22 protein-coding genes are annotated in these 19,219 nt (G+C 53.9%); 12 read left to right on the top strand and 10 right to left on the bottom strand.

Going from position 1 to position 19,219, the window contains the following annotated elements:
* Position 1: 1 nt before the first annotated feature.
* From C7H08_RS11850 to C7H08_RS18405, 3 genes are all read right to left on the bottom strand, one after another.
* Positions 2 to 826 carry a MipA/OmpV family protein gene (locus C7H08_RS11850; protein ID WP_106670922.1) on the bottom strand — a complete coding sequence of 275 codons (825 nt, stop codon included), beginning with the start codon at positions 824 to 826 and terminating at the stop codon, positions 2 to 4.
* Between the two features lie 491 nt (positions 827 to 1,317).
* Complete coding sequence (locus C7H08_RS18190) at positions 1,318 to 1,485, bottom strand: hypothetical protein (protein WP_165793961.1); 168 nt, start codon at positions 1,483 to 1,485, stop codon at positions 1,318 to 1,320.
* A gap of 74 nt (positions 1,486 to 1,559) precedes the next feature.
* The gene (locus tag C7H08_RS18405; RefSeq protein WP_227663126.1) at positions 1,560 to 1,916 is read right to left on the bottom strand and encodes a hypothetical protein; all 357 of its coding nucleotides are present in this window, start codon (positions 1,914 to 1,916) and stop codon (positions 1,560 to 1,562) included.
* 256 nt (positions 1,917 to 2,172) lie between these two features.
* On the opposite strand from C7H08_RS18405, the gene C7H08_RS11830 reads away from it, so the two are divergent.
* The 5 genes from C7H08_RS11830 to C7H08_RS11800 all read left to right on the top strand — a co-directional run bounded on the left by C7H08_RS11830 (position 2,173) and on the right by C7H08_RS11800 (position 9,424).
* Positions 2,173 to 2,460 (top strand): hypothetical protein, encoded by a 288-nt coding sequence (locus C7H08_RS11830; RefSeq protein ID WP_207768313.1) that lies wholly within the window; start codon positions 2,173 to 2,175, stop codon positions 2,458 to 2,460.
* Positions 2,457 to 3,728, top strand: a complete 1,272-nt coding sequence (locus C7H08_RS11825; RefSeq protein ID WP_106672051.1) for a hypothetical protein — start codon at positions 2,457 to 2,459, stop codon at positions 3,726 to 3,728. The genes C7H08_RS11830 and C7H08_RS11825 overlap by 4 nt, the downstream gene beginning before the upstream one ends.
* A gap of 18 nt (positions 3,729 to 3,746) precedes the next feature.
* Positions 3,747 to 6,599, top strand: a complete 2,853-nt coding sequence (locus tag C7H08_RS11820) for a bifunctional diguanylate cyclase/phosphodiesterase (RefSeq protein ID WP_106672049.1) — start codon at positions 3,747 to 3,749, stop codon at positions 6,597 to 6,599.
* 270 nt (positions 6,600 to 6,869) lie between these two features.
* On the top strand, positions 6,870 to 7,814 hold the full coding sequence (locus C7H08_RS11815; RefSeq protein ID WP_165793960.1) for a hypothetical protein: 945 nt from the start codon (positions 6,870 to 6,872) through the stop codon (positions 7,812 to 7,814).
* Positions 7,815 to 8,800: 986 nt separating this feature from the next.
* Positions 8,801 to 9,424, top strand: coding sequence for an ankyrin repeat domain-containing protein (locus C7H08_RS11800; protein ID WP_106672041.1), 624 nt, complete (start codon positions 8,801 to 8,803; stop codon positions 9,422 to 9,424).
* Here C7H08_RS11800 and C7H08_RS11795 read toward each other — a convergent pair.
* Both C7H08_RS11795 and C7H08_RS11790 read right to left on the bottom strand, forming a co-directional pair.
* Positions 9,419 to 9,709, bottom strand: a complete 291-nt coding sequence (locus tag C7H08_RS11795) for a helix-turn-helix domain-containing protein (protein ID WP_106672039.1) — start codon at positions 9,707 to 9,709, stop codon at positions 9,419 to 9,421. The genes C7H08_RS11800 and C7H08_RS11795 overlap by 6 nt on opposite strands.
* Complete coding sequence (locus C7H08_RS11790) at positions 9,706 to 10,029, bottom strand: type II toxin-antitoxin system RelE/ParE family toxin (protein WP_106672037.1); 324 nt, start codon at positions 10,027 to 10,029, stop codon at positions 9,706 to 9,708. Before C7H08_RS11790 ends, C7H08_RS11795 begins: the two co-directional genes overlap by 4 nt.
* 158 nt (positions 10,030 to 10,187) lie before the next feature.
* On the opposite strand from C7H08_RS11790, the gene C7H08_RS11785 reads away from it, so the two are divergent.
* From C7H08_RS11785 to C7H08_RS11770, 4 genes are all read left to right on the top strand, one after another.
* Positions 10,188 to 10,643, top strand: coding sequence for a CopD family protein (locus C7H08_RS11785; RefSeq protein WP_106672035.1), 456 nt, complete (start codon positions 10,188 to 10,190; stop codon positions 10,641 to 10,643).
* A 99-nt stretch (positions 10,644 to 10,742) separates the two neighbouring features.
* On the top strand, positions 10,743 to 11,228 hold the full coding sequence (locus tag C7H08_RS11780) for a CPBP family glutamic-type intramembrane protease (protein WP_165793959.1): 486 nt from the start codon (positions 10,743 to 10,745) through the stop codon (positions 11,226 to 11,228).
* 98 nt (positions 11,229 to 11,326) lie between these two features.
* On the top strand, positions 11,327 to 11,896 hold the full coding sequence (locus tag C7H08_RS11775) for a DJ-1/PfpI family protein (RefSeq protein ID WP_106672031.1): 570 nt from the start codon (positions 11,327 to 11,329) through the stop codon (positions 11,894 to 11,896).
* 70 nt (positions 11,897 to 11,966) lie between these two features.
* Entirely contained in the window at positions 11,967 to 12,347 is a 381-nt protein-coding gene (locus C7H08_RS11770) for a ribbon-helix-helix domain-containing protein (protein ID WP_106672029.1), read from the top strand.
* 59 nt (positions 12,348 to 12,406) lie between these two features.
* On the opposite strand, the gene C7H08_RS11765 is transcribed toward C7H08_RS11770, so the two are convergent.
* Together C7H08_RS11765 and C7H08_RS11760 are read right to left on the bottom strand one after the other, a co-directional pair.
* Positions 12,407 to 13,462, bottom strand: a complete 1,056-nt coding sequence (locus tag C7H08_RS11765) for a pentapeptide repeat-containing protein (RefSeq protein ID WP_165793958.1) — start codon at positions 13,460 to 13,462, stop codon at positions 12,407 to 12,409.
* Positions 13,459 to 14,220 (bottom strand): HAD family hydrolase, encoded by a 762-nt coding sequence (locus tag C7H08_RS11760; RefSeq protein ID WP_106672025.1) that lies wholly within the window; start codon positions 14,218 to 14,220, stop codon positions 13,459 to 13,461. The genes C7H08_RS11765 and C7H08_RS11760 overlap by 4 nt, the downstream gene beginning before the upstream one ends.
* Positions 14,221 to 14,399: 179 nt before the next feature.
* On the opposite strand from C7H08_RS11760, the gene C7H08_RS11755 reads away from it, so the two are divergent.
* Both C7H08_RS11755 and C7H08_RS11750 read left to right on the top strand, forming a co-directional pair.
* Positions 14,400 to 14,525 (top strand): DUF1294 domain-containing protein, encoded by a 126-nt coding sequence (locus C7H08_RS11755; protein WP_106672023.1) that lies wholly within the window; start codon positions 14,400 to 14,402, stop codon positions 14,523 to 14,525.
* 197 nt (positions 14,526 to 14,722) lie between these two features.
* Positions 14,723 to 15,202 carry an FKBP-type peptidyl-prolyl cis-trans isomerase gene (locus C7H08_RS11750; protein ID WP_106672021.1) on the top strand — a complete coding sequence of 160 codons (480 nt, stop codon included), beginning with the start codon at positions 14,723 to 14,725 and terminating at the stop codon, positions 15,200 to 15,202.
* 51 nt (positions 15,203 to 15,253) lie between these two features.
* Here the strand turns inward: C7H08_RS11750 and C7H08_RS11745 are convergent, their stop codons facing one another.
* The 3 genes from C7H08_RS11745 to C7H08_RS11735 form a co-directional block, all read right to left on the bottom strand.
* Complete coding sequence (locus C7H08_RS11745; RefSeq protein ID WP_106672020.1) at positions 15,254 to 15,559, bottom strand: hypothetical protein; 306 nt, start codon at positions 15,557 to 15,559, stop codon at positions 15,254 to 15,256.
* Positions 15,543 to 16,325, bottom strand: coding sequence for a hypothetical protein (locus tag C7H08_RS11740; RefSeq protein ID WP_106672018.1), 783 nt, complete (start codon positions 16,323 to 16,325; stop codon positions 15,543 to 15,545). The genes C7H08_RS11745 and C7H08_RS11740 overlap by 17 nt, the downstream gene beginning before the upstream one ends.
* Positions 16,326 to 16,440: 115 nt before the next feature.
* Positions 16,441 to 17,010, bottom strand: coding sequence for a hypothetical protein (locus tag C7H08_RS11735; protein ID WP_106672017.1), 570 nt, complete (start codon positions 17,008 to 17,010; stop codon positions 16,441 to 16,443).
* Between the two features lie 250 nt (positions 17,011 to 17,260).
* Here C7H08_RS11735 and radD point away from each other — a divergent pair, with 250 nt between their 5' ends.
* The gene (gene radD, locus C7H08_RS11730; RefSeq protein WP_106672015.1) at positions 17,261 to 19,045 is read left to right on the top strand and encodes a DNA repair helicase RadD; all 1,785 of its coding nucleotides are present in this window, start codon (positions 17,261 to 17,263) and stop codon (positions 19,043 to 19,045) included.
* Positions 19,046 to 19,219 lie beyond the last annotated feature (174 nt).

The raw sequence follows: 19,219 nt of genomic DNA, 5'->3' as shown, positions 1-19,219 counted from the left end.
ATCAAAAAACATAAATGAAGCCAACACCGATCTCCGCTTCATAATTATTCCGAGATATGGGGCTATCTGAAACGTCACTCCCATAGACTTCGTAAAGAGCCTCACCGAAGATCTGCCAGTTTTTGTTCAAGTAATTTCGATAGTTAATATCGACACCAAAGGATCTATACCCGCTATCAACATCGGTTTCTGGAAGACCTGAATCTATGGATTGCCGTGTGGTCACACCAAAGTCCCGGTTGGCTAACTTACCATCGTGGAAAGTGACAACAGCGCCAACTTCCCAGCCAGTGCCGTTAGGTTGGCAACCCAAACATGTTCCTGCGCCGAAAATCCCCAGCGTACCGATTTCTCCTGTTAATACACGGCCATCCAAAAAGTAACGCCAATCTTCTGCAAGGGCATGACGCACTTCCAACAGCAATGTCACCCCAGAACTCGATTCGCCTAACCCATCCAGTCTGCCATCTTTTGAATCACCTTCTTCACGGCCTTCTTCGTAGCCTACAGAGGCTTGAAACAACCAGGTGTCCTTGGCCAATGTGCGCCACCCAATTGCCTCACCTGCCCAGAAAAAAAGGTGGTCACCAGTTCGCCACTGAACACCCCCAGCCGGGTCGATCTCAAAATCGAATTCGTCCGAACCCTCATAAGCAGTCTCGTATTCAACGCCCAGCCCAAGCCCAACGCCCCAGCCATCGCCATTCGTAAAATCGTCGATAGAAGGAAGCGGAACGAGAGGGGTTCTCGCCTCCGTCGCATTTACCGATCCAAAACATGAAGCAGCACCAATAAATGTGACGGCTTGAAGGACTATTTTTTTCATGATTTTTTTACCTACGAAACAGGAGGTAGTGTTACGACTTACTCATCATTATGGATGATTATTTTTAAGTCGCACTGCAGCGCTTTCGTTATCATCGTTCCGCGCGCCCGGCGGTAATTTGGTATTCTTCCCGAAAACCTCAAAAGTAATCTTGCTGGAACCCGACATGTTTAAGCCCAGTTGTTACAGCTGCCGGAAAAAGTTTGAGCCGTCTGCGCTGAGGGTTTCTTATTCAAAGAATTACTGCGAAAGCTGCGGTGTTGGGTTGTTTGGTGAGGATTACTTCAGCTTTGCCCAAAAGCCCGCCCCTACTACCCATAAGAACCTGGCGGTACATTGTGCGGTGCTTATTTTCGGAGCGGCTTTCTTCGCGTTATGGCTGTTGATTAGCGGGTTTTGAAGGCGTAGGCCCGATAAAGCCCGATTGCCCCAACTGCCCGGCAGAACCTGTCGTGCATTGTGCTGTAATTCTTTTTGGTTTCCCGCGTTCTTTATCCGCCTTTCTTGAACTTTGCTTTGCAGTTGCCGCTCATGCACATCGTGCAGTAGTGCTCACGGTCTTCGTGTTTGGTGCCCTCTGCGAGCGTGATGCCGCAGCCGTTGCAGAGCAGGACGGCAAGTTCGCCCTCAATTTTAACAATTGCGTTCTGGTAATTCATAAGCAGATCTCGAGAAAACCCATTTCTTGAAAGGGGCGTATGGGTATTTTGTCTGTCAGTACTGATGATAAGGATTAGCTATGTTTCGCATTCACGTTGAGAGGCTTCTCAACACCGACATAAATACGGTCTTTGAGGCCATCGCAGATCATGCCCGTTACGATCGATTTCCCGGCGTTAGCAAGTCTTTGCTGATTGAAGAAGGCAAAGACGAGAAAAACGGCACGGGCGCGCTTCGGATTATCGGCGAGCGCCCGCACACAGCGGTTAAATAGCTCCGCCGAGAAAAACCGGTGCTCGCCGGGTTGCTGTGCAACAAATGGCTGGCCACCGGATTCGCGGATTCCGCCCTCAATCATCAGGTTATCGCTCGCCTCGAAGTCTTCAATGGTGTGGCCCAGTTCATCCAGGCCGGCGAAGTACAGGCACAAAAAAAAACACAGTATCCATGTGCAAAATCTGGCAACATGCACTAAAAATTATCATATGCTCATGCGCGTGCGAAATTTCATGTTTAATCCTGCCAGACCAACCCCTCACACCCATATCATTCGATGGATTGTAAGGATGGTTATGGTGTTTGTTTTTGCAGCGAGTTCGAACGCTTTTGCCTCCCCCAAAGTACTGCTTAACGAGAGCGTGAACGCGGAGTCTCTGAATTTCGCCTTCCTGAGTCAGGTGTTCGCAATGCAAGTCCGAAGATGGCCCAACGGAGTCCCCATTGAAGTCTTCATGTTGCCCAAGAACAGTGAGGTGCACCGTGAATTTGTGTTGAGACGGCTCAAGATTCAGCCTCATCAACTGGACCGAATCTGGAACCGAATGCTTTTTACCGGCACAGGGAAAGCACCCACGGTTGTTGAGTCAGAAGCCGATATGCTGGAGATGGTCAGAACAACGCCGGGCGCTATCGGCTACGTCTCGGTAGGGTTTCCAGTTGAGGGAGTAACGGCTTTGGAAGGAGAACGACCATGAACGCGTCTGCGAGCGTATTGCTGGCCTCACTGTTAAGCCTGGCGTTACCTGCGGCGGCACTGGACCTGAACGGTAACTCGGAGATCCATGGTTTTGTGAATCAGGCCTATCTGTACAGCCCGGATAACCCTTACGGCGGCCCGACCGCCGAGAACGGCTCCTTTAAATTCCGAGAAGTTGGATTGAACGGCTTTGTCGAACTGACGCCGGATTTCCGGCTTGCTGGTCAGGTCCTTAGCCGGAGACATGGTAGCGTTGACGATGGAGATGCGCGGATCGATTTTCTGCTTGCGGACTACCTCGTCCTGAGTAACGAGTCCATGGCTTTCGGCATCCGTGCAGGACGGGTAAAGAACAATATCGGGTTTTATAATGCGGTTCGTGATATTCCCTCCGCGCGCCCGGGATACGGCGTTCCTCAATCGGTATACTTCGACACTTTTCGCGACTCTTTGCTTTCCATCAACGGGGTCAATCTGTACGGGTCCATCTTTGCCGGGGACACCCATATTTCCTGGGAATTGTCCGCAGGCGAACAGTCTGTAGACAGCGAATCTGTTGAGTACTACGCATTTGGTCGCCGCATACCGCAGGGTGAGGCAGACGACGTGCCAATCAGGTTGTTTCATATCGATGTGCGTCCCGGGTTTCAGCGCAACCTCCGGCTAGGTCTTAGCCTGGTTGATGTGAGCATCGACCTGAAAGATACTCAGTCTACGGCAGGTGCACAGGCAGCACTGATAGCAGATGCAATGGACGCAGGCACCGCCATGGAGGCAACGTTAGCCGCTAACCCGCAAAGGTATGTGACTGGCGCCAGCATCGATGGACTGTTCGCTCTCGCCTCTGCCCAATACAGCTTCGAAAAATGGGTACTTACGGCCGAGTATCTCAACGTCGAAACAGACTTCGACGTGCAACTCGCCGGACTTGATACCTCTAACACCAACACCACCGAAGCGTACTACCTTCAAATTGAGTGGCTTCCCACCCCCCTAGTGACCGCATTGGTGCGGTACGAGGAGCTTTACCTCAAGAGAGATGATCGGTCAGGCGGAGAATCCGCAATAGACTATAGCCCTTATAGGGGCTTTGGCAAAGGCTGGACGCTCGGAGGGAAATGGATGTTCGCTGACCACTGGACGTTGATCGGCCAGGCAAGTTTTAACGAAGGCACCGCCTGGCTGCCCAACTACAACGGGATTGAAAATGAAAATATTGAAAAATACTGGGACTATTATGTGCTTTCGTTGAACTTCCAATTCTAGGCGCACGGACCCAGCCCTATGTTCCTAAGCCTCAAATGGAAAGCGGTCATATTTCTCAGCATTGTTTTGGTAATCATTTCCGTGGCATGGGGCGCCCAACGTATCATCGAGACAGTCTCGACTTATGAGGAGCAGGTTGATCAGAGACACAATCGCCAACAGTTGATCCTGAATCAGCTTCTTGCAGACAACGCATTGCGCCTGTCGCAACTTGCTCAGTTGATCTCAGACAACTCCTCTCTTCCTTCCGCAAACAGAGCTACCGATACGCTTGGCTCGGTGTCAAATCTGAGAGCCGAGTGGATCACACTGAATATCAACACCGGAATCGACTACATTGGCTTTTACGCGATCGACGGTAGCGAAGTGCAGAGTGCCTTCAATGAGACCCTTTTCCAAGACGCAGCGGCCCTGGAAACAGCTATTGCCAAAACATTGGAAGACGGAGAGGGTGCGCCACACACATCCCTATACTGTGGTCAGGGCTGTTCTCAATTCGTTGTTGAGCCGTTTATTGGCAGGGATGGCAAAGAGGCGCTGATTATTGTGGGCCAAAGTCTGGCCGACGTTATCCAGCGATACCAGAACATGGCCAACGACGACCTGGCGATTATCCTCCCCCGGTCCGATATGGTCGATATATCACAACCTGACGATCGTCGCCTTGAGGGCTGGGGCCGGTCAATGTGGGCCGCAAGCCGATTCCAGCGCACCATGGAAATTCTCAGCCACGCCCAGAGCACAACGTCCCTCGAGCAACTCATTAATGCAGGCTCATTGGACTACGGCGAGCTCAGGCTGCTCATCAAACCTTTGGATCTCATAAACCTTGAGACGCACGGATTAGTGCCCGACGTGCTGGCAATCAGTGACGAAACCAGTCAGCACAACGACCTGGTCAATTCGGTAAAAACCAGCGTTTTTGTGAGTGTTCTCGCGCTGCTGGTTTCGGAAGTGATTTTGCTGCTGATTATGCTTGGCCCACTGCGAAGGCTTTTATCCGTTGTCGACGCCTTGACGCTACTTCCGAAGCATGAGTACCAGAGGGCTCACCAGACTGTTCGCAAGCACTCCGGGTACTTTCAAGATGAACTGTCGCTTTTGGAAAAAAGCACCCAGTATGTAACACAGCAACTGGAAGAGCTTCACATTGACGTAGAGGAAAAAAAACAGTCCCTTAAAAATCAGATTGCTATCATCTCTCGCTCCCGAGCCTTTCTTGAACGTCTTATCGACAGTTCCCAGTTATTTATCGTTACCCATCGGCTCGATGGCGTCATTCTTTCGTCCAATGACCGATTCGAAACAGAATTCGGGCATCCCACCATCTCTTTTTCCTCATTGTTCATCTCGAGCGAAAGCCAGACCGACTATTTTGAGAAGTTGGAGGCCCTCAGGCGTGACGACTATGAAGTGATCCAGTTTGATGCAGAGTTTGCCAACGACCAAGGCCAGGCCGTTTACGTGGATTGGACCTGCTCCAAAGTAGAGGACGAAGATGGCCAACATGTAGTTCTGGCAACCGGTGTCGATCTCACACAAAGAAGGCGCGATGAGGAAACCTTGGCTTGGCTGGCCAGCCACGACCCTCTCACCAGCATTGGGAACCGTCGTGGATTTCAGCATGACCTGCGCAAGGCTCTGGACAGCCACAGCTCCGGTGCGGTCATTTTCATCGACGTAAACCGCTTCAAACAGATCAATGACCTTTACGGTCATACGGTTGGCGATGATGTGCTCATTCAGATCGCCGAGGTCCTACGCGCGAGCGTTCGCGAAAGCGACTCCATCAGCCGTCTGGCGGGGGACGAGTTCACCATTGTACTGCCTCAAATTAACGAGGTTCAGCTGTCGGGTTTACTGAAAAAACTGACTGAGCAATTAAATGGCCAGGTCCCGCTAAAGGGCGAGGACCGCGTGATTGAGTATAACGTCAGCATTGGTGCTGCATTAATCCCTGATCATGGTAACACCGAGCAGGAACTTATTGTTCATGCCGACATGGCGATGTATCAGGCGAAAAAGAGAGGCGGTGGGCAATGGCAGATATTTGATCCGGAAAGCAACGACCTAGAAGAATTGCGTCGAGATCACGACCTGACCACACTGATCAAAATGGCGCTGAGACGTGATGACCTGTTCGAACTTAATTACCAGCCGATCTATTCGATTCATCGTCACGAGATTAGCCACCACGAAGCGCTTCTGCGCCTGAAAGACATGAATGGCCGCCCGGTTTTTCCTGGCGACTTTATCCCCGCCGCGGAGCGCATGGGCCTGATCCGGCGTGTCGATGAATGGGTCATGACCGAGGCTATCAAGCACCTTGCCGAACTACAGAAGTCACAGTCAGCGACCAGCTTTGCAATCAATATATCTGCGCCAACCCTGCAATCCGCCGATTTCCCGGATACACTCATTGACCTAGCAAACGAATATGGGGTGCCCCCCGAGTGTATTATCGTAGAGCTGACTGAAACCGCTTACGTCGAAAATTTTAAAATGGTGCTTGAGAATCTGGAACGTATCAGCGGATCAGGCTTTCTAGTTGCACTGGACGACTTCGGGGTTGGGTTTTCTTCATTCAGCTATTTGAAGAAACTGCCACTCACCTACGTAAAGCTCGACGGGTCTTACATACTCAACTTGCAGCATAACCCTGACAATCAGGTTTTCGTGAAAAGTCTGACGGAAATGGTTAAAGCGTTCGGCATGGAGACCATCGCCGAATTCGTTGAAGATGAAGAGACCCTGAAAAAACTCGAGGACCTCGGAGTAGGCTATGCCCAAGGCTATTACATCGGGCGCCCAACCCCTGAGTTGTGTGATTCCCCCATGGCCATATCGAATTTCCCATCAACTGCCGGGTAAGAATGGAAATCCTGTAAAATCCAGTTCTATGCCGCATCGGCTGTAACCGGATTTGTCAAAAACGGAAAGACAGGGCCTGATAAACGAAGGTGCCCTATCTCCGCATTTAGTTGCTCCAGCGCGAGTTCGTCAATTGGTAATCTCCCGCAATCACCCGCGTCGTTATTCCTCCATGCCCGCGCACAACTGGGGAACATTTCCGCCGGGAAGAAGACCTCCGGGCTGGCGAGGTAGGTGCGTTTTGGTTTTGCCATGTTAATGAAAAGACCAATGAGTAAGACGGAATTGTTGAGTGTCCTTTACGGAGACGCCTCGGCAAAGCCGGATCATTTTGATCGGTTGAATCCGGGCCTTGGCGTGCAAGTGCTGCCAAGTGAGATGATTGTGCTGGGTGACCCCGAAGGCATGGAATGCACTCAACAAGAAGCCGAGTTGGTGGAGGTGGCAGCGCAGGTGAATGCCCAGGTAAGGTCACTAGAGCAGGACGAAGCGCAGTTTCTCGTCAAGTATTACGATTTATTGGAAGCCATCACCTCAACAGGTTCTACAGGTTTGGGTGCTGGGGCCGTGATGGTCGCGAAGCAGATTGGCAGTATTGAGGCGACGTTGAACAACATCGAGCGGCTTCATCAGGAAAGCTATCGGAAGCATGGCCATCTCAACCATCCGGATTTCTTCGAGAAGCGACGGGCGCTTTTCAAGAAACTGGATTTTGCTCTGGGAAGTGTGGCCCGCAAGGGGATGTCACTGGATGATGATACGAATTTGAAGCGAGCTTTGGGCCTATCGTCGAAGAGCATTGTGCATAGTTGGAAGACGGCCGGGGTTGGTGACATACCGGGGTATGCTACGCACTATGAGCGGGTGGCTACAGGGGCCAGATATGCTAGAAGCGTGGGCTATTTGGGCATAACGCTGGACGCGTCAATGTCAGCTTTAAAAATCAGTGAAGCATGCACCGTAGGGACCAATAAAGAGTGTCAGGTCGTTGCTTACCGGGAGGGAGGTAAGTTTACGGGTTCGCTGGCTGGAGGCAGTATTGTTGGGTTAGCCTCAGCTGCTACCTGTACAGCTTTCGCAGTCACGACTGCAGGCATAGGTGGCGTGGCCTGTGCAGTCATCGTTGGTGGCCTCGGCGCGGCCGCTGGCGGGATTGGGGGTGGAATATTAGGGGAAGGCGCCGGTGAAATCTTGAGAGAGGCTATTCATGAGTGAGGAGCTGTTGACGTCAATGGCGGAAGTTACAATAGTTGCGTCATTGGGGGTCGGCGTCATTCTGATGTTTTTGATGGTCACACTATTTTTTCGTAAAACCGAGGAGGTCGAGCGTCGAATCGCAACGCCCGGTAAGAAACTGGATGAGGTCCGTATAATCTGGAGGAATGGACCTCTAGGTCGATGGATGAGGGTTGGGCATGTATACGCGTTCTTTGTATTTCGGAACCTTCCGCGAATAGGGCCCCGCATCGAATCCAGAATGGGTGACGAGAAGGAGCCCTTGCCTCTTTCGTTGAAACTCTGGGTAATCGTGCCTTTCACCGTATATGCGGTTCTTATGTTTCTGTTTTTCTTTTCAGGTTGGTATCTAGGAATGTTTAATTAGTGAGTGTAAGAACTCACCGCAGCTTCTTTTACCCTTTATGGTTCAGCTCACTGGAGAGGGGCGCCCACCGCCACGGTTTTTTGTGACCTGGTATGCAACCGTTCTTGTTTCGCTATCCAGTATCGTCCAAATGCGCGGCACTGTGTAACCGAAGGATAAGTGGCACATTATCCAGAGCAAGAAGGGGCAGCCGATGAATGCGAGGCACTTCTTGCCGCGGCCAAGTGAATGCCACTGGGGATCCGGAGTAATCTTTCCTGTATGAAGCAGGAACCCAGCCCAGAGCGACACCGCGAAAGTCACAAATGCCGATATGTATAGCGCGATTGTCGCAACCTCTGGATTGGGACAGAAATTTTTAGGGCCGAATATCTGAGGCACCGCGAGGATGACCGGTGGTAGCAGAATGACACACAGAACTTTTTGGTGCCGATTCATACCGGATTTCAGGGCAGTTCTTTTCATAGGTAATCCCTTACCGTCAGGCCACGTAGTCCTTACGCAAGCGGGGCATCGTACCAAATGCTCGTGGGCAGTACAGCATGCTTTTGCCTGAGAGAACTAACCCCACAATATACAATGCTCAAGGAGGAGCGACGTGCTTATCAAATATTTCCTGGGTCACAAAAAGGTACTCACTCTTTGTGGTGGGTGCCTGGTGATCGCCCTGACGTTGTACCCGATGATCTATCGCACATGGGCTTTTGGTTCTGATGCCTGGGGGCTAACGGTCATAGCGCTTCTTGATCCCGAGAAAGTGCCGTGGAGCCCTTCGGATTTCAATAGTCTGGCGATCAGGCCGGCAGTTGCCTATTGGCTTCTGACACATTTCGACTGGCCATATGAACGCTGCGGTAAAGCGATGACCGCGATGGGCGGCTGTTCGCAACCTTTGATCAATTTCGTGGGCGCCTCGCTGGATAAACACGATACTGACTCGATCATGACGCGCCGCGGCTATGCGTTGCTTCGACATTTTGCGGCAAGGGGAGAACCGGTTAACGGCTACTACAACGGGTTTACACCGGTGCATGAGGCAGTCCTTTACGCCGATGTTGGCTATCTCCGCGCACTTCTGCAGCTGGGGGCGGATCCGAACCTGCCGATTGATAGTCCGGAGAAGGACTTTCACGACTTTGACGCGTTTGAGTTCGCAGCTTTTTTGGAATCCCGGAATCAAGAAATTTTTCAGGATATCCGGGCAGAGCTTGAAGCTCTATAGGCGGGCTCGATCGTCCTCAACCGCTTCTAGTTTCACCCGAAAGCCACAGGCTGCCGCGTATTTGCTGAGTGTTCCCCAACTCGGGTTGCTTCGGCCGCGCTCAAGCCTGGATATGTTGCTTTTGTTGGTTCCGAGTTTTTTCGCAACGTCTTCCTGGGTAAGGCCTGCTTTAGTTCTCATTGTGATCAACTGATCGATCAGGCTGAATTCTTCCTGGAGGGCATCGTACTCCTTTCGAACCGCCGGATCTTCAAGTGCATTCTGCTTGAACTGTTTGAAGTTCATGATTTTTTGACCTCCTTTAACCGCTCTTTCGCGAGCTCTAGGTCCTTCTTCGGTATTTTCTGGTTCTTCTTTACAAACACGTGCAGGATGATGATTCGTTTGCCCTGCATGTAGCAGAAGATGCCTCTCCCTATTCCCTCTTTGGCTTTTGCCCGGATCTCAAACAGCTCCCCACCTAATGGTTTGGTGTGTGGCTCTCCAAGGTTGGCCCCGTGCTTCTCCATCAATTCCATCAGGCGGATCATTCTGGCCTGAATCTTTGGCGGCATCTCTGCCAGCTCTTCGTCTACTTTTCCGTAGAATTCAATTTCCCAATCCATGGGTGCTCCTTTGTCTCTTTGTTATCATATACGATAACTTTGGTTTCTGGAACCATCTTGATAACAGGTGCTGAATTTGGGCCGGAGCTTCAGACATTCTTTTCTGTGAGGGCTAAGCTTATGCTCATCACTTTAATTTCTCATCGAGGAGTCGTTTTATGAGTCTGGCTATCGCACTGCATGTTCTCTCCGCCGTGATCTGGGTTGGCGGTATGTTTTTCGCCTACATGGCCATGCGCTTGGCGGTGGTGGAGGTGATTGATGCCTCCCAGCGGGGCGCGCTATGGTGTGCCACCTTGTCCCGGTTTTTCCGGTGGGTATGGGCGGCGGTGATTCTGTTGCTGGTGACCGGGTACTGGATGCTCTTCAGCGTGTTCGGCGGTATGGCCGGTGCTGGCTGGCATATCCACGTGATGCAGGCGCTGGGGATTGTGATGACCCTGCTCTATGCGCACGTTTACTTTGCTCCCTTCCGACGGCTGAAGCAGGCGGTTGCTAACCAGAACCCCCAGGAAGGCGGGCGTCAGGTGGGGCAGATTCGCAAGCTGGTAGGCACCAATCTGATTCTTGGGCTGATTGTGGTGGCGATTGGGGCTGGTGGGCGGTATTTGTAGGCTCTGGCGCGAGCTCCCGTGAATCCGCGCCAGGTAGGTAATCGAATGGTGCTAGCGCACACAGCAAAGTACCTCCGTGACAACTTGGGCCGGAGCTTTTTGGCTTCCCCTTTCCGGGCTCCGTTGAAGGCCTGGGCGCTTGTGCCGGTGTTTGCCATCATCGCGATCTCCGTCGGTTTCAGCGCCGGCTTGTTTCAACTCGGGTGGCTGAATTCACCCATCACCCCGGTGCTGCCCATCCTATTGTTTGTGTTCCCGTCTTTGCTCGAAGAAGCTTTCTTCAGGGGCGTACTGATACCGCGAAACGCATTGGCCTCAGGACCCGGAAAGGCCGCCTGTATTGTGGCCATCAGCACTCTGGTTTTCGTTGTGTGGCATCCCTTCAATGCACTGCTGTTTAATCCGACGGCTATTCCTCTTTTCCTGGACCCGTGGTTTCTGGTGATCGTGTGCGCGATGGGAGTTACCTGTGGCTGGGCCTACGTCGTTTCACGGTCTATCTGGGTTCCGGTGATCATTCACTGGGCGGCGGTAACGGTTTGGGTGCTTTTTCTTGGGGGCAGGAATCTGGTTTTGGAGTTGTGATTGCCTCTTTAAGACCTGTAGTAACCCCTTAATACCCGCCTCGCCATCGCCGCTGCTACTGTTTCCTGACCTGGCAACACAAATACAAGGAGACTGCCATGAGCGGGAAGAAGATTCTGATGATTACCGGTGATTTCACCGAGGACTACGAAACTATGGTGCCGTTTCAGGCACTGCAGGCCGTTGGCCATACGGTTCACGCCGTTTGCCCGGACAAAAAGGCGGGCGACACAGTAGCCACGGCGATTCATGATTTCGAGGGCGACCAGACCTACACCGAAAAGCCCGGCCACCGGTTTGCCCTGAATGCGGATTTTGACGGACTGGACCCGGCAAATTACGACGCCTTGGTGGTGCCCGGCGGCCGCGCTCCCGAATACTTGCGCCTGAACAAGGAGGTGCAGAACCTGGTTCGCCATTTCTTTGAAACCAACAAGCCGGTGGCGGCGATCTGCCACGGCGCTCAGTTGTTGGCCGCAGCGGGGGTTCTGGAGGGTCGTAAATGCTCTGCCTATCCGGCCTGCCAGCCGGAAGTGGAACTGGCCGGCGGCACCTTCGCCGCTATCGAGGTTGATCAGGCGGTCACCGATGCTAATCTGGTAACAGCACCTGCGTGGCCTGCCCATCCGGCCTGGCTTGCGCAGTTCTTCAAGTTGCTGGATCAGTAACGCCGCAGGGGCCAGGGCGCTGGCCCCTCAGTACCCTCAAGCGCCATCAACCACTCTCGGGGAGGCCGTTATGTGCAAGCTCTTTATCAACGCCGATTCGGAGCTTTGGGTCAGCCGGACCCACTCCCTGCGTATTGACGGCATGGTCACCAGTGTGCGGATGGAAAACGCCTTTTGGCAGGTGCTGTCGGAGCTGGCCGAGCGCGATGGTATGAATCTGCCGCAGATGATCACCCGGCTTTACCACGAGTCCATTGATGCCGGCCATGATCTCGGCAATTTCACATCCTTCCTCCGGGTCTGCGCGCTGCGCTATCTTGAGCTGCAACTGAGTGGCGACGTGCCGAGGGATACCCGGGTGCCGATTGCTTCGCTGGATGCAGACCGTATTCTCGCCGGCAAGCCCGGTGAGCCGGCAGCACCGGAAGTGGTGAGCAAAGCCAGGCACTGACGGCGCGACGGTTGGCGAGGCAGCCCCGGTTGCCTTAGTCGCAGATACCGCCTGTTCCGTCAGGCGTTGCGCAAACGGTTCCCCAGACAGAAACCCAATAGCCCCAACAGCGTGATGCCAGCGGTGGTTTGGAGCGTCGCCGCCCAGCGCAGCCAGCGTTGGGTTACATCGGCATCAAGCGAGGCGGTCATTGCTTGGGTACTGAACAGCAACGCATCTGTGGCGCGTAACCAAAGTGGATCGGTTGGGCCGCCTGCGACACCAAGTGCCAGGTACGCCACGGCGAAGACCACTACCATAGCCAGCGTCGTTGCCACTACGCGCAGCGGACTTTCGCCGTAGCCGGCCACCAAGCCGGCCAGGGCGCCGTTAAACCATCGCATAGTGCCCAGCACGATGCCCGGCGATGTGAGTTCGCTCGGTTCCTGGGCTCGCTCGCAACGCCGCCGGTGCAGAACGTTGTCAGGGCGCTGCGCCTGGGTTTCCAGCCGGCGTGCTTGATAGTAGGCCCAACCGGCGTCGCGGGTGGCGCCATTGGATGCCCAGTGAGCTGACAGCGCGCGATAGATATCGGCCGACTCACGATGCCGGCGCGACAGATGCAGCGGAGTGCGAGCGGGATCGTCGCCGCGCCCCAGCGCGGTCAGCCGCTGGTGGAACTTCTGAAAATCGGCTTTGCGCTCCTGTAGCAGGCCTGGGCGCTGGCCATCCGCGATCGCGCTGCGGGGCAGCACGACACCGTCGAAGCGCGCCAGGTTTAGCGAGCAATCGCTGATGTCGGCAGCTTCGAAGATACAGCTTGGGCCGAGCCGAGCACGATACAGATCGCAACCTGTCAGCCGTGCGCGCTTGAAGGAGGTCCGCTCGATGTCAGCATAGCGCAGGTCACAGTCGATCAGTTGCGCCTCTTGGCATTTGACATCGCGCAGGTAGCCGTTGGTGAAGGCGCAGCGAATCAGCGTCGCGCCACGCAGATCGAAGCGCTCAAGCGCGGTGGCGTTGTGAGCATGGCCGAAGTCTACGTCTGAGATCTCGCAGCCGGCCAGGTCGACCCACTCCGCGGGGCCACGCTTAGCGATACGCTCGGCCACCTCCGCAGCGTTCACCGGCGTCACGACGGCCACCCGAAATGCGCCTTGGCCAATCGGGCTACGGCTCCCGGATCACCATCTGCGACTCGGGCCAGCGGTGTCGGAAGCTCGACATTTGGCGGTGCCGGCGTGTCACGCTCGAGCAAGATCGCGGGAATTCCTAGCCGCCCCGCGCCGAGCACATCGTCGTAGGGATTGTCACCAATGTACAGAACCTCGCCGGGCGCCACGTCGAGCTCCACCAGCGCGCGCTGAAAGATCGCGATATCGGGTTTGCAGGCCTTCACGTCGGAGCTGAATATCACTCGTTCGAAATAGTCCCACAGCCCGAGCATACGCAGCTCTGGCTCGGTGTAGGCACGCTGGGTGTTCGAGGCTATGGCCAGGCGAAAACCGCGGCAGGCGTCGAGCATCTCGAAGGTGCCGGGCCAGACGTCGATCTGTCGGGTGGTGATCTGACGATAGACCAGTGCCAACTCGACGACTAGTTCCCGGCGCCGTACCTGGGAAACGCTGAGTTCGGCCAGTACGGCATCCCATACGACGAGTACGTCCACATCCGGTGGCTGACCGGGGGCGGCCGCAAGTTGTGCCTGCGTGACCGACAGATAACGACGCTGCAGTGCCTTTGGAGTGATCGCTATCTGGCGGTAGCGCAGCCAGCTGGCGAGATGCACGAAAGTGGCATCGTCGACGTGATCGCCGTCGAACAGCAACAGCGTCTTAAATACGTCGAACAGCAATACGGGTGGGCTTGAGACATCATCGTCAACGACGGGCATCGGTAAACTCGGTGACTAAATTTGGCTGGCGCCAGTGTATCAGCCATCGGTGGCTTCAGTGTAGCGGTAAACGCTTTGTCCTCTGACGCGCGATTAAACGGTGGTTACCGTGCTCGATTCGGAAAGGGATTATTTGCGGGGCTTGCCGAAAAGGTCGTGCAACTCATCCTTTCGCATAGATGGTGTTGTTTGTGATGTACTGGATCGATAAGCGGGCGGCGCAGCGGGGTGCCCAACGCACCGCTGAGAAAACGCTGCATCTTTTGACCTTTGCTGTAGCTTGCTCAGCACGCCCAGAGAGGTAAGTCGCGAACTCGTCTCCAGTGAATGTTTTGGTTCTACCGGTGTCCGTGTCTTTCTAACTCGGGACAGATTGATTATCCGCCATCGGTGTGGCTTCACAGGTATTCCTGGCTCGGGAAAATACTTGATTGAAGGCCCCTCTGGAGCCAGCGCCGCACCCGGTTATAATGGCGCACCTCAAACCATCGGAGAGAACCCTATGCCCATCGAAAAGAATCAAGTGGTCGTGTTTCACTACAGCGTCAAAGATGAACAAGGCAACGTTGTTGAAAACTCCCGCGGCGGCAAGCCGAACGCCTACCTGCATGGCCACGGCGGCATTGTCCGGGGCCTGGAAGAAGCCCTGGAAGGTCGTGACGCCGGCGATACCTTCAGCGTTACCATTACACCGGATAAAGCATACGGCGCGCGTAAAGCCGATGCCGTTCAGCGCGTACCGGTCAAGCACTTGATGGGTGCCAAGCGCTGGAAGCCAGGCATGGTCGCCCAAGTACAAACCGAGCAGGGCCGTCGCCATGTGGTGGTCGCCAAGGTCGGCCTCAAGTTTGCCGATGTCGACACCAACCACCCAATGGCCGGTAAAACCCTGACCTTCGATATTGAAATCGTCGACGTTCGCGCTGCCGATGCAGAAGAGTTAGCGCACGGTCACGCTCATGGCCCCGGCGGTCACCATTAAGAGGGTAGGCGCTGTTCTACGCTATGTATGCCTGTTTCTTGAGCGAGAAGCCTAACGGCAATTGGTAGCCAGTGCATAGGTTATGTAGCGGCCGTTTTTGTTAATCATTTCGCGTTCGTGTTGGCTTGCAATGTCGTACTTGAACGGCTCCAGCCCGAGGTGTTTTCGGGTTGCGTGCCTGGCATTGCTGTCGAATTCTTTTTTCATCAGTTCCAGGTTGCCGCACGATTCATTCAGGTAGCGCTTTTCAGACACATACACGTCAAAACCGTCACTGGAAATAAAGTTTTGGGACGCACATCCATAAGACAGTAGTGCCATCAGCAGAACAATGCTGTATTTAGAACGTGAATACATTTTCGCAGATGAAACCTTTATCAACATCGGTAATGGCAACTCCGGGTGGCATAAACATTTGCGTGGTGAACAGCACATTTGAGCCTTGCTGCTCAAAGATGACCTTGTTGACAATAAACCGATCCATATCCACGTTTATGGTCAGGTTTTCGGTGATGTCGCTCTTGCTCAGGCTTGTCGGGCTGGCAATGTGAAACTCGACATAGTCCGAGAAAACGACCGTGTCGTACACGTAGTAGTACTCGGTTGCTTTGGCCGTATTCGCGTACGACTGATAGAGATCGTTCATGTCGACGTTCTCAAACATCACCTGGTACTGAACGATGTTTCCGCCATCGCCATAGAATGCACCGGCATGGTTGCCGATGATCAGCTTGTCTGTGCAACCGGGTAACCCGAGTGGATCAAGCACAACGTCTAGAGCGACTTTACTGCCTTTGGTTTTGCTGTCCTCGATTTCAACCCAGAAGCGGCTGGAACGATAGCCATTCTTCTCGACCAGAATGTCATAGTCACCAGGAGTCAGTTCTATCCCATCTCGATACTTGGGCCCGATATTCATAATCTTGATATCGGGGTTGTCGACATTGGTGTTTATGCTCAACTCGTGGGTCTCAGGAGTGGCATTTGCCAAAGCCCTGGTGGACCCGGCGGAGGCTACCGCCGAAACCCCTTCTCGCAAACTGGAGCGCAAGGCATCTTTTAACCTGGTCTCCGGGAATTTGATTTTTGTCGGTTCGATGAGCTCATGCACCTGTTCGAACACGGCTCTTGCCGCTTTGGGGAACGGAATCGCCTCGAAAATTTGCCGACCGGCACTGATCAGTGAGGCTGAGTAACTGTAAACCCCGACCGAGAGAAGGGCGCATAGAATGAGTAATCTAACCATTGTTTAAAAACCAGTCGTAGGCATCGTTGAAAATAAACAGGGAGATGTTATCTGCCAGCGGATAGCCCGTGATCAGGCCTTCCATCCGTAAGCGGCCATACAGCAGGGCGCCGAATAGACCGACGAGTCCTCCCAGCATGACGGTACAGGCGCCGACGTAGAACGTCTTCGACAGCGGGTCTGCTGCCGGTTGCCGACCTTGCGCTATGCGCTTTTCGATATAGATCTCGGCGATGAGCACGAAGGCGACAATAGACAACAGGTACTCAATTGACGACAGATCGATGCCAGGCAGCAATCCGATCAACAATGACACAATCACACCCAATGCCACTGACGCAGGAAAGGCGAGCGCTTGGGAATAGGAGAAGGACGTTTCTTCGCGGTGCCAGAAGGTTAATGAGCTCACGCCCCAGACCAACGGCAGGGCTAGCAACATTAGAGCGTCGATGATGACTTCGGAGGCCGCATCGAATCGCACTGTACGAGAAAATGCCAGCACGACGATCAGGGTGACAATCCAGGCAAGAATACTTTCAGTGATCTTCAGGGCTACTTTCATGATTATTCTTCAGGCAGGAGCGCCGTATGCGCGCAATAAAGTCGCGGCAGGTTTCATGTTTTTCGGGAGATTATCAGTAATTTATTGCGCTTGCAGGGAGTTTTCTCGAACCAGAGGAGGTTTTTGCAGGGTTTTGCAATTGCGTTGCAGAGTTTTGCGTTCCTGCAGTCAAGGTCGCTGCGGAGTATAATGATGCACTCGAATCCGTCGCAGAGAATTCTGTTCCCATTAAATGATTAAGCCCCTCTAAATGAGCAGACCTTTCAAGCTGCGGCCATACCAGCAAGAAGCCGTCGATGCCACGCTGAACCATTTCCGCAAGTCCGACGAATCGGCGGTCATCGTGCTGCCAACCGGCGCTGGCAAAAGCCTGGTCATCGCCGAGTTGGCCCGTCTTGCCCGGCGCAAGATTCTGGTGCTGACCCACGTCAAAGAGCTGGTGGAGCAGAATCACGCCAAGTTCCAGAGTTATGGGTTAGTGGGTGGCATCTTCTCCGCCGGGCTGAAGCGCAAGGAAAACCTGCATCAGGTGACCTTTGCCAGTGTGCAGTCGGTATCGGCAAATCTGGGTCAGTTCCGGGATGAATACTCGCTGGTCATCATTGATGAGTGCCATCGGGTCAGCGGTGAAGAAACCAGCCAGTATCAACGGATCATCGAGCTGCTGCGGCAACAGAATGATTCCCTGAAAGTGCTCGGTTTGACCGCCACCCCCTATCGCCTGGCGATGGGTTGGATTTATCGCTATCACTACCGGGGTTTTGTCCGCGGCTCCGGTGACGAGCAGGACAAGCCGTTTGTGCACTGCATCTATGAGTTGCCGCTGAGTTACATGATCAACCGCGGTTATCTGACAAAGCCTGAGTTGGTCAATGCGGCCGTGGCGCAATACGATTTTTCCGCCCTCGCTCAGGACCGGTTTGGTGAGTATGCGGAAAAAGACGTTAATCAGCTGCTGGGGAAGCATAAGCGTGTAACTCGCGCCATCATCGAACAGGTGGTGGCGCTTGCCGCTGAACGCAAGGGGGTGATGATCTTTGCGGCCACGGTGGATCATGCGCGGGAGATCACCGGTTATCTGCCAGAGCACCAAACCGCCCTGGTGATCGGCGCGACCGATCTGAAGGATCGGGACTTGCTGATTCAGCGTTTCAAGCAGCGGCAGTTGAAGTATCTGGTGAACGTGTCTGTGCTCACCACGGGTTTTGATGCGCCTCACGTGGATTTCATTGCCATTCTTCGCCCTACCCAGTCGGTCAGCCTGTATCAGCAGATGGTGGGCCGCGGTCTTCGCCTGGACGACGGTAAGCAGGACTGCCTGGTGATGGATTACGCGAACAACTCTGTGAATCTGCATCATCCGGAAGTGGGGGAGCCGAAACCGAACCCTGACAGTGAGCCGATACAGGTGTTCTGCCCCGGCTGTGGGTTTGCCAATATTTTCTGGGGTAAAACGGACAGCGAAGGCCGTGTGATCGAGCACTACGGGCGGCGGTGTCAGGGGCTGCTGGAACCTGCGGAAGCCGATAAACCTGCCGTGCAGAGTGGTCGCCCTCGCCCGCAGCAGTGCGATTACCGTTTTCGTTTCAAAGAGTGCCCGCATTGCGGTGGCGAGAATGATATTGCGGCTCGCAACTGCCTCCAGTGCCGAAAAGCCATTATCGACCCGGATGATCAGCTCAGAGATGCGCTGAAACTCAAGGATGCCATGGTGATTCGCTGCGCCGGGATCACGTTAGGTGTTGGTGGTAGCAAACTGAGGATCACCTATCACGGTGAAGAGGGCGAGGAACTCAGCGAGTCGTTTGATTTTAGCAAACCGGCACAACGCACCGTTTTTAATAAGCTGTTCGGGCGGCGCTTCGCCAATAGCCAGGCCCCGAAAGCGTTCAGCAGCGCGGATGAGGTGCTTGAGGTGCAGGCCTTGCTGCCGGCGCCGGATTTTGTGATTGCTCGCAAGCAGAAGCATTATTGGCAGGTGCGGGAGCGGCTTTTTGATTATCAGGGTCACTATCGTAAGGCAAATGAGGCTTAAGCATTAAAAATCGGCGTTATCGCAGACACTCGCAGCAAAATGCGTCCCGAGGCCTCAGACGCATTGAACATCTCGGCAACGTGTTCTACTTCTATCCCGGCGCCGCTACTCGAAACAGTCATATTATCGTCTTATCTTTGCCCTATTGTCTTTGGTGTAATCCGAGATCGCCTC

Source organism: Marinobacter halophilus (assembly GCF_003007685.1).
GTDB lineage: Bacteria > Pseudomonadota > Gammaproteobacteria > Pseudomonadales > Oleiphilaceae > Marinobacter > Marinobacter halophilus.
The sequence above is the reverse complement of the archived record's forward strand: the minus strand, read 5'-3'. Positions and strand labels throughout refer to the sequence as shown.

Bases quoted from the DNA above. Each gene is read 5' to 3' on its own strand.
- C7H08_RS11815 (WP_165793960.1), top strand. From the start codon at position 6,870: ATGAGTAAGACGGAATTGTTGAGTGTCCTTTACGGAGACGCCTCGGCA.
- radD (WP_106672015.1), top strand. From the start codon at position 17,261: ATGAGCAGACCTTTCAAGCTGCGGCCATACCAGCAAGAAGCCGTCGAT.
- C7H08_RS18190 (WP_165793961.1), bottom strand. From the start codon at position 1,485: ATGAATTACCAGAACGCAATTGTTAAAATTGAGGGCGAACTTGCCGTC.
- C7H08_RS11760 (WP_106672025.1), bottom strand. From the start codon at position 14,220: ATGCCCGTCGTTGACGATGATGTCTCAAGCCCACCCGTATTGCTGTTC.
- C7H08_RS11775 (WP_106672031.1), top strand. From the start codon at position 11,327: ATGAGCGGGAAGAAGATTCTGATGATTACCGGTGATTTCACCGAGGAC.
- C7H08_RS11830 (WP_207768313.1), top strand. From the start codon at position 2,173: ATGCAAGTCCGAAGATGGCCCAACGGAGTCCCCATTGAAGTCTTCATG.
- C7H08_RS11750 (WP_106672021.1), top strand. From the start codon at position 14,723: ATGCCCATCGAAAAGAATCAAGTGGTCGTGTTTCACTACAGCGTCAAA.
- C7H08_RS11790 (WP_106672037.1), bottom strand. From the start codon at position 10,029: ATGGATTGGGAAATTGAATTCTACGGAAAAGTAGACGAAGAGCTGGCA.
- C7H08_RS11820 (WP_106672049.1), top strand. From the start codon at position 3,747: ATGTTCCTAAGCCTCAAATGGAAAGCGGTCATATTTCTCAGCATTGTT.
- C7H08_RS11850 (WP_106670922.1), bottom strand. From the start codon at position 826: ATGAAAAAAATAGTCCTTCAAGCCGTCACATTTATTGGTGCTGCTTCA.
- C7H08_RS11785 (WP_106672035.1), top strand. From the start codon at position 10,188: ATGAGTCTGGCTATCGCACTGCATGTTCTCTCCGCCGTGATCTGGGTT.
- C7H08_RS11770 (WP_106672029.1), top strand. From the start codon at position 11,967: ATGTGCAAGCTCTTTATCAACGCCGATTCGGAGCTTTGGGTCAGCCGG.
- C7H08_RS11825 (WP_106672051.1), top strand. From the start codon at position 2,457: ATGAACGCGTCTGCGAGCGTATTGCTGGCCTCACTGTTAAGCCTGGCG.
- C7H08_RS11735 (WP_106672017.1), bottom strand. From the start codon at position 17,010: ATGAAAGTAGCCCTGAAGATCACTGAAAGTATTCTTGCCTGGATTGTC.
- C7H08_RS11795 (WP_106672039.1), bottom strand. From the start codon at position 9,709: ATGAACTTCAAACAGTTCAAGCAGAATGCACTTGAAGATCCGGCGGTT.
- C7H08_RS11745 (WP_106672020.1), bottom strand. From the start codon at position 15,559: ATGTATTCACGTTCTAAATACAGCATTGTTCTGCTGATGGCACTACTG.
- C7H08_RS11755 (WP_106672023.1), top strand. From the start codon at position 14,400: ATGGTGTTGTTTGTGATGTACTGGATCGATAAGCGGGCGGCGCAGCGG.